We start from the raw sequence: 13,559 nt of genomic DNA, 5'->3' as shown, positions 1-13,559 counted from the left end.
TGACCGTTCGGAAACCGACCCCGATCAGCCCAGGTCGAAGCCGAGTTGCCCGTCGGCGACCGGCTCGATGCGCGGTCGCTTGAGGTGGCGCCACGCGGGCAGGTCGTCCCAGTACGCCCAGGACATCCGGTGATGCGGCGTGGGGCCGTGCTCGGCCAGCGCCGCCCGATGCACCGGAGCCGGGTACCCGGCGTTGCCGTCGAAGCCGTACGCCGGATACCCGACGCCGATGTCGGCCATCAGGGCGTCGCGGTGCACCTTCGCCAACACCGAGGCCGCCGCCACGCTGATGCAGGACTGGTCGCCCTTGATCACGCAGCGCACGGCCCACGGTGCGCCGAGGAAGTCGTGCTTGCCGTCCAGCACGATCGCGTCGGGGCGCATCGGCAGCGCGGTCAGCGCACGTTCGGCGGCCAGACGCAGTGCGGCGGTCATCCCGAGAGTGTCGATCTCCTCGGGACCGGCCGCCCCGAACGCGTAGGCGCGCACCCACGGATCGACCGCGGCGGCCACCTCCTCGCGGCGGCGCGCGGTGAGCAGCTTGGAATCGGTGAGTCCGGCGGGCGGCACGGACAAATCGGTGATCGCGGCCGCGACCAGCACGGGGCCGGCCCAGGCGCCGCGTCCGACCTCGTCGACCCCGGCGACCACCTGCGCGCCCCGGGCGATCAGTTCGCGCTCGACGTCGTAGGTGGGCGGTGCGACCCGACCGGCCGGCTTGCGCTGCGCGACGACCTTCTTCGCGACGGCCTTCTTCTTCGCGACGGCCTTCCCGGCCGCGGCCTTCCCGCCGGCGATCTTCTTCGCCGCGGCCTTCCCGCCGGAAACCTTCTCGACGACGGTCCCGTCCGCTGCGGCCTCGCGGACGGCGGTCGGCTTCGCGGCGGCTCGCTCGGGTTCGATCCCGGGGCCGCCCGCCTGCTCGGTGCTCGGCTGCTTCACACCACCACCGTAGGTCACCGATCAGCGGTGACCTACCACCGTCTCCCGCTCCCCGTCGGCGATCGACAGCGGCGGCTTGGGCTCGAAGTAGGTCGAGACGCCCGCCGCGGTCAACCGTTCGCGCAGCGCCCGGGCTCCGGGCGAATCGGCCAGCGCGGCCTCGGCCCAGGCGACCAGGTCCAGCTCGACGCCGAGATGGTCGGTGACCGTCCCGCCGCCGGCCCAGGTCGGCCGCAACCGGCCGCGCCCGGATTCCACCCACGCACACCCCAGCAGGGCGGCCAGCGCCCCGGTGGTGTCCTCGCCGTGCCGGGCGGCCAGTTCCGCGCCCCGGCCCTCGACCAGCAGCGCCAGCACCCCGCCCAGGGTCACCGGGTATTCCACGCCCGCACGCCGCGCCGACATCCCCAGCGCGGCGGCCCGGCGGCCCCGGGCGAAGCCGACCAGGTGCTCCAGGAACGCCTCTTCGGGCAGCTTCACCAGACCGTGCAATTCCGCGAACCCGTGCCGACCCAGGTGCCCGTCGTCGTCGGTGACCAGCAGGTACGGATGCACGTGGCCAAGCAGCCGGAGCGGCTCGGCCAGCAGCGAGCCGCCGGCCACGTCGGCGCCGGCGGGGGCTCCGCGCCCGTCCAGGGGGCGGGCGAGGAGCCGCTCGACCCGGGCCGCCGTCGCTCCCCGCGGCCCGGCCTCGACATCGCCCCAGGCGGCCCGCAGTTCCCGAAAGGCCAGGAAGCCGGCGATCGGGTCGCTCGGCACGCAGCCCGCCTCGGTCCCCGGGGTCAGCACGTCGGCCCGGAACCGGGCCCAGTCCGCCCGGGCCCGCGCCAGTTCGGTCAGCGCGTCCGCCACCGCGTCGGTGCCGTAGGCGCGGGCCGCGGCCCGGTCGGCGGCGCGCTCCTCGAAGGCCACCACGGGCGCGGTCACCCGCCGGTAGAACGCGGCGTAGCCGGCCGCCGCCCGTCCCGCGCCGCCGTGGCCGGCCAGCGCCTCGGCCAACCCGATCACCGCGTCCACTCCGTGGCAGGCGATCCGGTCCGCCAGCGGCGGCCGGCGACGACGGGCGTGTCCGAGCGCGTGCGCGATCGCCACCCGCAGTCGCCGACCGGTCAGCACATGCGGCAGCGCGGCGCCCAGCACCAGGTGACGGTGCAGCCAGGTCCCGGGACGACGGACCGCCCGCAGTTCGCAGCCGGCTCCACCGGTCAGCACGATCCCGTCCGGCACGGGCACCCGCAGATCGGCGGCCACGTCCGCGACCAGTTCCCACAGCACCGGCTGCGCCCGGGCGTCCACCGCGAGACCGGCCGGCAGCCGGCGCGGTCCGGTCAGCTCGAGCAGCAGCGCCACCAGCGCGACGACGCCGAGGCCCCACAGCACGGCGGCGCCCGAGGTGAAGAATCGCCCCTGGTCGACGATCGCACCGCTCACGAACGCCACGAACAGGAGCGGCAGCGCGAGCACGACGTACAGCACGCCCAGGAGCAGCACCCCGGCGAGTGCGCGTAGCCCCGTCCCAGCGCCCATGGATCCCCCTCGAAGCGATGACTCACTCGTTCGAGGTCGACCCTAGGGCCTGTCTCTCGGCCACCGCCGGATCCCGCACGATCCGACCGAGCCGGCCCCGTCGCCGGGCCGGGATCACCGGCCGAGGTGACCTCTTGGGAGCAACCCGGCGGGGGCTCGCCTTTCGCCGGCTACTCGCCGGGGTCACCTTCCGCAGGCCACCTGCCGGAGGTCGGCGAACGCGCGTCGCCGCCCCGAGTCATCGCACCCGGATCACCGACCCCCGAGTCGTCGACCCCGAATCGCCGACCCCGAATCGCCGATCAGGGCAGCAGCGGCTCCAGCAATCGGTGCGGCCGGCGCATCGCGAGGGTGACCGCGTCCTCGCGCCGCAGCAGGTTCGCCCCGGGCCCCGGGGCCACCTCGGTCGCGTCGGGGGCGACCAGCGCCGCGCAGAGCGCGCAGATCCCGGTCGGATCCACCGTCCCGCCGCAGCCGTGGTGCCGGAAGATCCGACAGGCCACCCCGTTCTGCACGTGCTTCTCGCCCCAGCGGGCCATGCTGCGGATGATCGGCCACAGGTCGACCCCGCGTTCGGTGAGCACGTACTCCTCCCGAGGCGGCGACTCCTGGTAGCGGCGCTTGTCGAGCACGCCCGCCTCGACCAGCGTCTGCAGCCGGCTCGACAGCACGGCGCGCGGAATGTCCAGGTGGGCGAGGAAGTCGCTGTAACGCCGGACACCGTAGAAGGCGTCCCGCACGATCAGCAGCGTCCAGCGCTCGCCGACGAGTTCGAGAGTGCGAGCGAGCGCACAGTCCTGCTGCCCGTAGTCCTTGCCCAAAGCCATACGAGCACTTTAACCCCGGGTTGGTTCATTCATCGAACCTTCGAGTGCTACGTTTTCCCGCAGCATCGGTTCATTCACCGAACCGACTCGGTAGGACTCGCGATCCGGGAGCACAGCCATGTCCATCGCAACGCCCATCGCCCCGCGCACCGCACCCGTGGCGCCCGACCCCGCCATCGGCAGCGGTTCCGGGAGCGGGGTCGTGCCCGTGGTCGCCCTGGGCACGCTGCTGCTCCTGGCGACCTACACGATGCCGATCGCGATCGTCCCGGACACCGTGCGCGAATTGCACGCGGGCCCGGGCGGCCCGGCCTGGATCCTCAGCGCCATCGGCCTGGGCCTGTCCGCGGCCCTGCTGATCACCGGCAGCCTCGCCGACGACTTCGGCCGCCGGCGGATCTTCACGGCGGGCGCCTTGGGCCTGGCGGTGTCCTCGGTGCTGACCGCACTGGCCCCCTCGCTGCCGCTGTACGTGCTCGGCCGCGCGCTCCAGGGCGTCGCCGGGGCGGCGATCATGTCCGCCGGGCTCGGCCTGCTCGCGCACAACCACCAAGGCGTCGCGCGCGGCCGGGCGATGGCCGCGTACGGCTCCTCGATCGGCGCGGGCATGGTCGTGGGGCCGCTGCTCGGCGCCGGGCTGGCTCTCGCCCACCGCTCCGCGCCCTACTGGTTCTCCGCCGGCGCCGCCCTCGCACTGGCCGCGGTCGCCCGTCTGATGCCCGAATCGCGTGCCGAGCACCCGCGCCGGCCGGACGTGTGGGGCACGCTGACCCTGGGCCCGGGTCTGATCGCGCTGACCGCCGCGCTGATCGAGGGCCGCCAGGGATGGCACCGGCCCGTGGTCGAGGTGCTGATGATCGTCGCGGTGCTCCTGCTCGCCGGCTACGGCACCACCGCCCTGCGCGGCCGGGCGCCGATGCTGGACCTGCGCATGTTCGCCCGCCCCGCGTTCGCCGTCGCCACCTTCGGCGCCCTGATCGTGGGCGTCGCGGTGATCGCCATCGCGGCCTATCTGGGCACCGTCTTCCAGGGCACGCTGGGCCTGAGCGCGCTGGGCGCCGCCCTGCTGCTCGGCCTGTGGTCGGCCGCGGCCGCGATCACGTCCTTCGCGGTCGGCCGGGTCCACGTCCTGCCCGACGCCCGGCACCGCTTCGCCGCGGGCCTGCTCGTCGCCGCCGTCGGCTTCGTGGGCCTGTACGGGCTCACCCCCGCCGACTCGTGGGCGCGCGTGGTGCCCGGCCTGCTCGTCGGCGGCTTCGGCGTGGGCCTGGTCAACACCGCGCTCGCCCGACTCGCCGTGGAGAGCGTGCCGGCCGACCGGGCGAGCATGGGTTCCGGCGCCAACAGCACCGCGCGCTACATGGGCGCCTCGATCGGCGCGGCGCTCGTGGTCGCCCTGGTCGACGCGGGGGGCATGGACCTGGCGATCCTGGTCGCGGCCGGCCTGTCCGTGCTCGGCGCACTCGTCACCCTTGGTCTTCACCAAAGCGAATAAACCCACAAAATGCTCCATGTCGGACACTCGCCGGCGACGCCGGGCCTCGCGTCTGGAAAACTCGGGTCATGTGACGAGCGATGTGCAAATCCCAGCGACGGATCGACCCGCAGCGCCGGCGGGTCGCCGTCGTTTTCGGGCATTCGCGAACGCGGTCATCGAGCGGCCGTACCTGATCACCGCCGGGCTGATCGGCCTGATCATCGTCACCGGCGTGAACGGCCCCGACTGGCCCGCGCAGTACTTCCGGACCTGGCTGATCCGCGACCACGGCACGTACCTGTGGAACAACCAGTGGTACGGCGGACACCTGCTGCCCGGCTACAGCATCCTCGCGCCGGTGATCGCCTCCAAGATCGGCACCGCCACGCTGACCGCGCTCTCGTGTGTGACCTCCGCGTGGGCCTGGGACAAGCTCCGGGTCGGCGGGAACGACTTCGCCCGCCGGGTGGGCAGTTGCTGGTTCGCGGTGATGTGCAGCGTCGACTACCTGATCGGCCGCACGCCGTTCGCGCTGGGCGTCGCCGCGGGCATGCTCGCGATACTGGCCGCCCGCCGCCGGCACCCGCTGTGGGCCGGGTTCGCCGCCCTGCTGTGCGGGCTCTCCAGCCCGCTGTCCGGCGCGTTCCTGATGCTGGTCGCGCTCGCCTGGGTGCCCAAGGAGCGGGTCTGGCCGACCCGACTGTGCTTCGCGCCGGCCGCGCTGGGCCTGGTCGCCGCGCTCGCCTTCCCCAACGAGGGCATGTTCCCCTTCCCGTGGTGGCGGTTCCTGCCGATCCTGGCCTTCGCCGCGGTCGGCCTGCTGATACTGCCCAAGGAGCAGCAGAGCGCCCGGCGCTTCCTGTGGCTGTACGCGGCCACCGCGGTGATCTTCTTCTTCGTGCCGACCTCGCTCGGCGGCAACCTGGCCCGGCTCGGCGAACTCACCGCCGGTCCGCTGATGGCGGTCGTACTGCTCTCGGCCGGCCGGCGTCGACTCGTGGTGCTGCTGGCCCTGCCGCTGCTGGTGTGGCAGTTCCAGTCCGCCGCGCTGGCCATCACCCACGACATCAAGGACTCGCCGGGCGAGAAGCCGCAGTACTACGCGGGCATGCTCGACTTCCTGCAGAAGAACAACACCCACCCGCTGGGCCGGGTGGAGATCCCGTTCACGCGCGGTCACTGGGAGTCGGTGTTCGTCGCGGAGAAGATGCCGCTGGCCCGCGGCTGGGAGCGCCAGTTGGACCGCAACTACAACGCGGTGCTCTACCAGGAGGACCTGACGATCCAGGAGTACCGCGACTGGATCGACGACACGGGCGTGCGTTTCGTGGCCCTGCCGGACATCCCGATCGACCCGTCCGCGATCCCCGAGGCCGACCTGATCCGCAAGGGCATCCCCTGGCTCAAGCCGGTCTACGCCGACAAGGACAGGCACTGGCAGGTCTGGGAGGTGGAGAACCCGACACCGATCGTGATGGGACCGGGCGAGCTGACCGAGCTGACGCCGAGCAGGTTCTCCTTCGACGCGCACGCGGCGGGAACCTTCGTGATCAAGATCCACCCCACGTTCTGGGTGACCCCCGACCGTCCCGGGATCGTGATCAAGGCGACCGAGGACGAGTGGAGCGAGATCACCGTCGACCGGCCGGGACCGGTCACGGTCTCCGCGCGCGACGCGAAGCTCTTCAAGGGCAAGGGCGGCTGACGTTCGGGCCCGGTCCGGCGAATCTCGGCGACGCCGGACCGGGCCCGGGTCGATGCCGGGAGCCGGGTCGACGGGCCGGCCCGCATCCGGACCGGCCACTCAGGGCTTCGGCGCCGCCGCCGGGTCCAGACCGCCCGCCCACTTGGGCGCCGGCGGCCGCCATGCCTTCGCCTGGGCCAGCAGGTCCGCGCCGTCCCGGGTCACCAGCAGGGTCGAGCGCAGCTTCGGCTTGAGGAAACCGTTCACGGTCATCGTGTCCAGCGCCTCCAGGAGCGGTCGCCAGAAGTCGTCCACCTCCAGCACCGCGACCGGCTTGGCGTGGATCGCCAGGTGCTGCCAGGTCCACACCTCGAAGAGTTCCTCCAGGGTGCCCGCACCGCCGGGCAACGCCACGAAGGCGTCCGCCTGCTCGGCCATCGCCGCCTTGCGCTCGTGCATCGTCTCGGTGACCTGCAGGGCGGTCAGGCCCAGGTGGGCGATCTCGCGGTCCACCAGCGAGCGTGGCATCACCCCGATCACCTCGCCGCCCGCCGCCAGGCACGCGTCCGCCACCGCGCCCATCAGACCCACGTGCCCGCCGCCGTAGACGATCCCGACGCCGGCCTCCGCGAGGGCACGACCGAGTTCGACCGCCGCCTCCCGAAAGCGCGGCGAGACACCCGACGCCGACCCCGCGAACACCGCTACCCGCATGTCAGGCTCCCTGCGTTGCCCACCACCGAAGTGGCTGCCGGCCACCGAAGTGGCTCGTATCGAATCGGTTCGGTACGAAGTCTGCCAACCCGCCCCCTGAGCACGGCGCCGGCCCCGCCCCGCGGCCGGCGCGGCGAGGCCGACGGGCCGGCATCGCGCCGATCGCGAATCGAGTCGATGAATCGCCTATCCCGCGATACGACGGCGGTACAGTCCCGGCATAGAAGGGCAAAATCGGCCAACGTCGACGGTGGTCACGCAACCCGACGTTGACGGGAAGACCCCCCGCCACGGCAGAATGCCCGCGTGCCCGCCACCGAGCGCCCTGCCTCGGACATCCCGTTCGAGCGGCTGTTTCCCGATCTCGACGACCATGGCCGTGAACGCCTGGTCGCCGCCGCTCAAGCGCTCGATCTGCGCCGCTCGCTCGACGATCCCGCGCGCTGGTTCTGGAACGAGCCCGACCCGCTGAGTCCCGAGCCCGAGCCCGAGCCGTCCCCGCACATCCTGGGCACCGCGCTGTTGCTCTACGAGGCCGACGGCGACTGGCTGGAACTGGGCCTGGACGTGTGGCAACTGGACGGCCCCTTCGTCAGCGTCACCGCCACGGTCGAGGTGGCGTGCTGGTGCGACACCGATCACAACATGCACGCGGTCCAGCGCGCCGAGTGGCCGGCGTCCACCGCGCAGGCGTTCCTGGAGGCGTTCCACACCGCCGCGCTCTCGGTGATCCGCCGGATCGAGGGCCCGCGCGACCCGCGCGACCTGCGCGCCCGTGCGGGGCTGCCCAACCCGCCCGAGCCACCCCCTGAGGACGACCTGCCCGGGCCTCCATCCGGCCCCGTGGTCTGAACCCCCGTTTCATCCGAACGAAGGATTTTTTCGTACCGCACCGGTGATTCCACGGTGGACATTGCGCCATGGCACGCCATACATCGGACAATCCGGCGTCCCACCTCAATGCCCCCCTGCACCACATCGGCCTCGATCTGAAAAACTAAGCCGTCATGACACATGCTCTGGACGGCCGCATACCCCTCGGGGAGCCCAAGTCGGATGCCGGCGGCACCGCCCGCCGCACCTGGCGACGGCACCTGCGCGGAGTCCTGGTCGCCGTCGCCGAGCATCCATACCTGATCACCCTCGCCCTGGTCGGCCTGCTGACCGTGCTCGGCATCAGCGGCGCCGACTGGCCTGCCCAGATCTTCCGGGCCTGGCTGGTGCGCGACCACGGCGCGGTGTTGTGGAACAACCAGTGGTACGGCGGCCACCTGCTGCCCGGCTACAGCGTGATCACCCCGATCCTGGCCGGCGGCATCGGCACCCGCCTGCTCACCGCGATCTCCTGCGTCGCCGCGGCGTGGGCGTTCTCGCGCCTGCGCCTGGGCCGCGGCAACCTGGCCCGCCGGGTCGGCAGCTGCTGGTTCGCGGTGATCGTCAGCATCGAATACCTGATCGGCCGCACCCCCTTCGTGCTCGGCGTGGCCGCCGGGCTGATGGCGATCCTGGCGGCCCGCACCGGGCATCGCGCGTGGGCCGCGGTGGCGGCCGGGTTCTGCGGCCTGGCCAGCCCGTTGGCCGCCGCGTTCCTGCTGATGATCGCGCTCGCGTGGGTGCCCGCCGAGCGGGTGTGGGCGACCCGGTTCAGCCTGGCGCCGGCCGTGATCGGCCTGGTGATGTCACTGGTCTTTCCCGGAGGCGGCGACTTCTCCTTCCCGCTGTGGCGGTTCGCCGCGATCCTGGGCTTCGCGGGCGTGGGCCTGGCCCTGGTCCCGCGCACCGAGGTCAGCGCGCGCCGGTTCCTGTGGTTGTACGCGCTCTCCTCCACCGTGCTGTTCCTGATCCCCAGCGCGGTGGGCGGCAACGTGGCCCGGCTCGGCGAGTTGTGCGCCGGGCCGCTGATGGCCGTGGTGCTGCTCTCGCTGGGCCGCAGGCGGCTGGTGGTGCTGCTCGCCATCCCGCTGCTGGCCTGGCAGTTCTCCTCGGCCGGCAAGGCGGTCGCGTTCAACAACCAGGACAGCACCGGCAAGAACTCCGCCTACTACACCGGCATGCTCGACTTCCTGGAGCGGGCCAACCTGCCGGTGGGACGGATCGAGATCCCGTTCACCCGCGGCCACTGGGAGACGGTCTACGTCGCCGAGCACATGCCGCTCGCCCGCGGCTGGGAGCGCCAGCTCGACCGCGCGCACAACGCGGTGCTCTACGGCCCCACGCTGGACGAGGGGCAGTACCACGCATGGGTGCGCGAGACCGGCGTGCGCTTCATCGCACTGCCCGATGTACCGCTGGACCCCTCCGCCAAGCGCGAGGCGGAGATCCTGCGCGCCGGCGCCGACTGGCTGGTGCCGGTGTGGTCCGACCCGCACTGGGTGATCTGGGAGGTCGCCGACCCGGTTCCGCTGCTGGACGGCCCCGGCCAGCTCGTGGCCATCACCCCCAGCGGCTTCACCCTGTTGGCCCAGCAGGCCGGCACGTTCACCGTGCGCATCCACCGGACCAGCTGGTTCGTCGCGAACAAGCCCAACACGAGCATCGGCGAGACCGAGGACGGCTGGACCGAGATCACCGTCACCGAGCCCGGCGAGGTCACCATCACGGCCAAGGCATCGGCGGTCCTGCCCTGACGGGTGCGGGTAGGGTGATTCGGGTTCATGCCCTGGTGGAAAGGTAAAGCAAACCGATGGCCGAGCACCACGACCACTCCAGCCACGATCACCACGATCACGAAGAAGGCCGGATCTTTGTGATGGGCCGCCCGGTGGACGCGTACCCCGCCATGGCGCCCGAGGCCGCCCGCGGCAAGGTCCTGCGCGTCACCGTGGTCGGCGAGGACGTCCTGCACCGGCCCTGTGCCGAGATCACCGAGTTCGGCACCGAGGAGCTGAACACGCTGATCGACGACATGTTCCTGACCATGTACGTCGCCGACGGCGTGGGCCTGGCCGCGAACCAGGTCGACGTGGGCATTCGGCTGTTCGTGTACGACTGCGTGGACGAGGACGGCAATCGCCACGTCGGCCACCTGATCAACCCGGTCCTGGACGAACTTCCCGCGACCGAGCGGCACTTGGAGGAGGCGGGCGAGGGCTGCCTGTCCGTCCCCGGTCCGCACGAGGACCTGGCCCGCCCCGACCGCGCGATCGCGCGCGGGGTGGACAAGGACGGCCATCCGCTGGTGATCGAGGGTGAGGGCTACTTCGCCCGCTGCCTCCAGCACGAGACCGACCACCTCAACGGATACCTGTACATCGACCGTCTGTCCAAGCGCGAGCGCAAGAACGTGCTCAAGGAGATGGAGTCGATGCGCGACGAGGTCTTCGCCAAGCGCGACGCGAAGGCCAAGCAGCTCGCGGGCTGACCCGCCCGCCCGATTCACCACACGCGCCGGCCGGGCGCATCGCGCCGAGGCGCAACCGCCGCACCGGCCGACCGGCCGAACCGAAAGGGGCGGGGAACCGAGACCGGTTCCCCGCCCCTTTCAGGCGTTCACGTCGATGACCCGAGAGGTCAGCTGCAACCGCTGGTCGAGCCGCAGCCCTCGCATACGTAGCAGCTGCCGGCCGGGCGCATCTTGATCCCGCAGGAGAAGCACAGCGGGGCGTCCGCGCTGCGGCCCTGGCGGGCCTCCAGCAGCTCGGTCGAGGAGTGCACCGCGGCCGGGACCGGCTTGAGGTCCGGGGCCTTGGGCGCGGCGTCCACCGGCGCGGACTGCGCGAGCGTGCGCATGTCCTCGGCGGCGGCCGGCTCGTCCGGCTCGTAGGAGCCGGTCTCCAGGTGCCGGGTGCGCTCCGCGGCGGAGTGGATGCCCAGCGCCGAGCGGGTCTCGAACGGCAGGTGGTCCAGCGCCAGGCGACGGAAGATGTAGTCGACGATCGACTGCGCCATCCGCACGTCCGGGTCGTCGGTCAGACCGGCCGGCTCGAAGCGCATGTTGGTGAACTTGGAGACGTAGGTCTCCAGCGGCACGCCGTACTGAAGGCCGACCGAGACCGCGATCGAGAAGGCGTCCATCATGCCCGCGAGGGTGGAGCCCTGCTTGGACATCTTCAGGAAGACCTCGCCGAGGCCGTCGTCCGGGTAGGAGTTGGCGGTCATGTAGCCCTCGGCGCCACCCACCGAGAAGGACGTGGTGATGCCGGGCCGGCCCTTGGGCAGGCGCTTGCGCACCGGGCGGTACTCGACGACCTTCTCCACCACGGTGGCCGCGGTCGACTTGCCGTCGTCCGCCTTGCCCTTGTTCTCGCCCTTGCCGGCCGAGAGCGGCTGGCCGACCTTGCAGTTGTCCCGGTAGATCGCCAGCGCCTTGATGCCCAGCTTCCAGCCCTGGAAGTAGATCTCCTCGATCTCCTCGACGGTGGCGTCCTCGGACATGTTGACCGTCTTGGAGATCGCGCCGGAGATCCACGGCTGGATCGCCGCCATCATCCGCACGTGGCCCATCGGCGAGATGGTGCGCTCGCCCATCGCGCAGTCGAACACCTCGTAGTGCTCGAGCTTGAGGCCGGGCGCGTCCACCACGTGGCCGTGCTCGGCGATGTGCTCGATGATCGCCTCGACCTGCTCGGGCTGGTAGCCCAACCGGCGCAGCGCCCGGGCGACCGTGCCGTTGACGATCTGCATCGAGCCGCCGCCGACCAGCTTCTTGAACTTCACCAGCGCCAGGTCGGGTTCGACACCGGTGGTGTCGCAGTCCATCATCAGGCCGATCGTGCCGGTGGGGGCCAGCACCGAGGCCTGCGCGTTGCGGAAGCCGTTCTTGTCGCCGAGCTTGGCGACGTCCTTCCACGCCTTGGTCGCCAGGTCCCACACGGGGGCGTCCAGGTCGTCCATGCGCTTGCCGGCGTCGTTGGCCTCGGCGTGCTGGCGCATGACGCGCTTGTGCGGCTCGGCGTTGCGGGCGTAGCCGTCGTACGGGCCGACGATGGCGGCCAGTTCCGCGGAGCGCTTGTACGCGGTGCCGGTCATCAGCGAGGTGATCGCGCCGGCCAGCGCGCGGCCGCCGTCGCTGTCGTAGGCGTGGCCTGTGGCCATCAGCAGCGCGCCCAGGTTGGCGTAGCCGATGCCCAGCTGGCGGAACGCGCGGGTGGTCTCGCCGATCTTCTCGGTCGGGAAGTCGGCGAAGCAGATCGAGATGTCCATCGCGGTGATGACCAGCTCGACGACCTTGGCGAACTTGACCGCGTCGAACGTGCCCGCCCCGTCGTCATCGGTCGCACGCAGGAACTTCATCAGGTTCAGCGACGCGAGGTTGCACGACGAGTTGTCCAGGTGCATGTACTCCGAGCACGGGTTGGACGCGGTGATCCGGCCCGACTCGGGGCACGTGTGCCACTTGTTGATCTCGTCGTCGTACTGGATGCCGGGGTCGGCGCAGGCCCACGCGGCCTCGGCCATCCGGCGGAACAGCGCCTTGGCGTCGACCGTCTCCAGCACGTCGCCGGTGAGCCGGGCACGCAGGCCGAACTCCTTGCCCTGCTCGACCGCGTTCATGAACTCGTCCGAGACCCGGACCGAGTTGTTGGCGTTCTGGTACTGCACCGACGCGATGTCGGCGCCCCCGAGGTCCATGTCGAAGCCCGCGTCGCGCAGCGCGCGGATCTTCTCCTCCTCCTTGACCTTGGTGTCGATGAAGTCCTCGATGTCGGGGTGGTCGACGTCCAGGACCACCATCTTGGCCGCGCGGCGGGTGGCGCCGCCCGACTTGATGGTCCCGGCCGAGGCGTCCGCGCCGCGCATGAAGGAGACCGGCCCCGAGGCGTTGCCGCCCGAGGTGAGCAGTTCCTTGCTGGAGCGGATCCGGGACAGGTTCAGGCCGGCGCCGGAGCCGCCCTTGAAGATCAGGCCCTCTTCCTTGTACCAGTCCAGGATCGAGTCCATCGAGTCGTCGACCGACAGGATGAAGCACGCGCTGACCTGCTGCTTCTGCGCGGTGCCGACGTTGAACCAGACCGGCGAGTTGAAGCTGAAGATCTGGTGCACGAGGGCGTACGCCAGCTCGTGCTCGAAGATCTCCGCGTCGGCGGGGCCGGCGAAGTAGCCGTTCTCCTCACCGGACTTGCGGTAGGTCTTGACGACCCGGTCGACCAGCTGCTTCAGGCTCCACTCGCGCTGCGGCGTGCCCACCGCACCGCGGAAGTACTTGCTCGTGACGATGTTGACCGCGTTCACCGACCAGGAGTCGGGGAACTCGACGCCGCGCTGCTCGAAGTTGATCGAGCCGTCGCGCCAGTTGGTCATGACGACGTCACGACGCTCCCAGACCACCTCGTCGTACGGGTGGACGCCGGGGGTCGTGTACACGCGCTCGATCCGCAGGCCCTTGCCGGGTCGTGGCCGACCGGCACCGCGTGCTGAGCCGCTCGTCGTCTCTGTCATGCCGTCTCCT

At 71.5% G+C, this 13,559-nt stretch carries 10 protein-coding genes; 5 read left to right on the top strand and 5 right to left on the bottom strand.

Annotated features, from left to right (window positions below; translation table 11 throughout):
- Window positions 1-24: 24 nt before the first annotated feature.
- The 3 genes from A3IC_RS58335 to A3IC_RS0135125 all read right to left on the bottom strand — a co-directional run bounded on the left by A3IC_RS58335 (window position 25) and on the right by A3IC_RS0135125 (window position 3,296).
- Entirely contained in the window at window positions 25-672 is a 648-nt protein-coding gene (locus A3IC_RS58335; protein WP_052173957.1) for a ribonuclease HII, read from the bottom strand.
- Window positions 673-963: 291 nt separating this feature from the next.
- Window positions 964-2,469: a M48 family metalloprotease gene (locus A3IC_RS0135130; RefSeq protein ID WP_158696216.1), complete on the bottom strand. Its 1,506-nt coding sequence runs from the start codon at window positions 2,467-2,469 to the stop codon at window positions 964-966.
- A gap of 302 nt (window positions 2,470-2,771) precedes the next feature.
- On the bottom strand, window positions 2,772-3,296 hold the full coding sequence (locus A3IC_RS0135125) for a winged helix-turn-helix transcriptional regulator (protein ID WP_020554767.1): 525 nt from the start codon (window positions 3,294-3,296) through the stop codon (window positions 2,772-2,774).
- A 118-nt stretch (window positions 3,297-3,414) separates the two neighbouring features.
- Here A3IC_RS0135125 and A3IC_RS58330 point away from each other — a divergent pair, with 118 nt between their 5' ends.
- Window positions 3,415-4,791: an MFS transporter gene (locus A3IC_RS58330; protein ID WP_020554766.1), complete on the top strand. Its 1,377-nt coding sequence runs from the start codon at window positions 3,415-3,417 to the stop codon at window positions 4,789-4,791.
- Window positions 4,792-4,873: 82 nt separating this feature from the next.
- The gene (locus A3IC_RS58325) at window positions 4,874-6,478 is read left to right on the top strand and encodes a hypothetical protein (protein ID WP_020554765.1); all 1,605 of its coding nucleotides are present in this window, start codon (window positions 4,874-4,876) and stop codon (window positions 6,476-6,478) included.
- Window positions 6,479-6,577: 99 nt separating this feature from the next.
- On the opposite strand, the gene A3IC_RS0135110 is transcribed toward A3IC_RS58325, so the two are convergent.
- Window positions 6,578-7,171: an LOG family protein gene (locus A3IC_RS0135110; RefSeq protein ID WP_020554764.1), complete on the bottom strand. Its 594-nt coding sequence runs from the start codon at window positions 7,169-7,171 to the stop codon at window positions 6,578-6,580.
- Window positions 7,172-7,477: 306 nt separating this feature from the next.
- Here A3IC_RS0135110 and A3IC_RS0135105 point away from each other — a divergent pair, with 306 nt between their 5' ends.
- The 3 genes from A3IC_RS0135105 (at window position 7,478) to def (ending at window position 10,532) form a co-directional block, all read left to right on the top strand.
- Window positions 7,478-8,023 (top strand): hypothetical protein, encoded by a 546-nt coding sequence (locus A3IC_RS0135105; protein WP_020554763.1) that lies wholly within the window; start codon window positions 7,478-7,480, stop codon window positions 8,021-8,023.
- A 155-nt stretch (window positions 8,024-8,178) separates the two neighbouring features.
- Window positions 8,179-9,798 (top strand): hypothetical protein, encoded by a 1,620-nt coding sequence (locus tag A3IC_RS58320; protein ID WP_020554762.1) that lies wholly within the window; start codon window positions 8,179-8,181, stop codon window positions 9,796-9,798.
- A 56-nt stretch (window positions 9,799-9,854) separates the two neighbouring features.
- A complete protein-coding gene (gene def, locus A3IC_RS0135095; RefSeq protein ID WP_020554761.1) occupies window positions 9,855-10,532 on the top strand; it encodes a peptide deformylase in 678 nt (225 codons plus the stop codon).
- Window positions 10,533-10,681: 149 nt separating this feature from the next.
- On the opposite strand, the gene A3IC_RS0135090 is transcribed toward def, so the two are convergent.
- Window positions 10,682-13,549 (bottom strand): vitamin B12-dependent ribonucleotide reductase, encoded by a 2,868-nt coding sequence (locus tag A3IC_RS0135090; protein WP_026219105.1) that lies wholly within the window; start codon window positions 13,547-13,549, stop codon window positions 10,682-10,684.
- Window positions 13,550-13,559: the final 10 nt, after the last annotated feature.

Origin of the sequence: Embleya scabrispora DSM 41855, from assembly GCF_000372745.1 — a bacterium.
Taxonomy (GTDB): Bacteria; Actinomycetota; Actinomycetes; order Streptomycetales; family Streptomycetaceae; genus Embleya; species Embleya scabrispora.
Note: the sequence above shows the minus strand (reverse complement) of the source record. Positions and strands in the feature narration are given on the sequence as shown.

Coding starts and splice junctions, on each gene's coding strand:
- A3IC_RS0135130 (WP_158696216.1), bottom strand. CDS start 2,469: ATGGGCGCTGGGACGGGGCTACGCGCACTCGCCGGGGTGCTGCTCCTG.
- A3IC_RS0135125 (WP_020554767.1), bottom strand. CDS start 3,296: ATGGCTTTGGGCAAGGACTACGGGCAGCAGGACTGTGCGCTCGCTCGC.
- A3IC_RS58330 (WP_020554766.1), top strand. CDS start 3,415: ATGTCCATCGCAACGCCCATCGCCCCGCGCACCGCACCCGTGGCGCCC.
- A3IC_RS0135110 (WP_020554764.1), bottom strand. CDS start 7,171: ATGCGGGTAGCGGTGTTCGCGGGGTCGGCGTCGGGTGTCTCGCCGCGC.
- A3IC_RS58320 (WP_020554762.1), top strand. CDS start 8,179: ATGACACATGCTCTGGACGGCCGCATACCCCTCGGGGAGCCCAAGTCG.
- def (WP_020554761.1), top strand. CDS start 9,855: ATGGCCGAGCACCACGACCACTCCAGCCACGATCACCACGATCACGAA.
- A3IC_RS0135090 (WP_026219105.1), bottom strand. CDS start 13,549: ATGACAGAGACGACGAGCGGCTCAGCACGCGGTGCCGGTCGGCCACGA.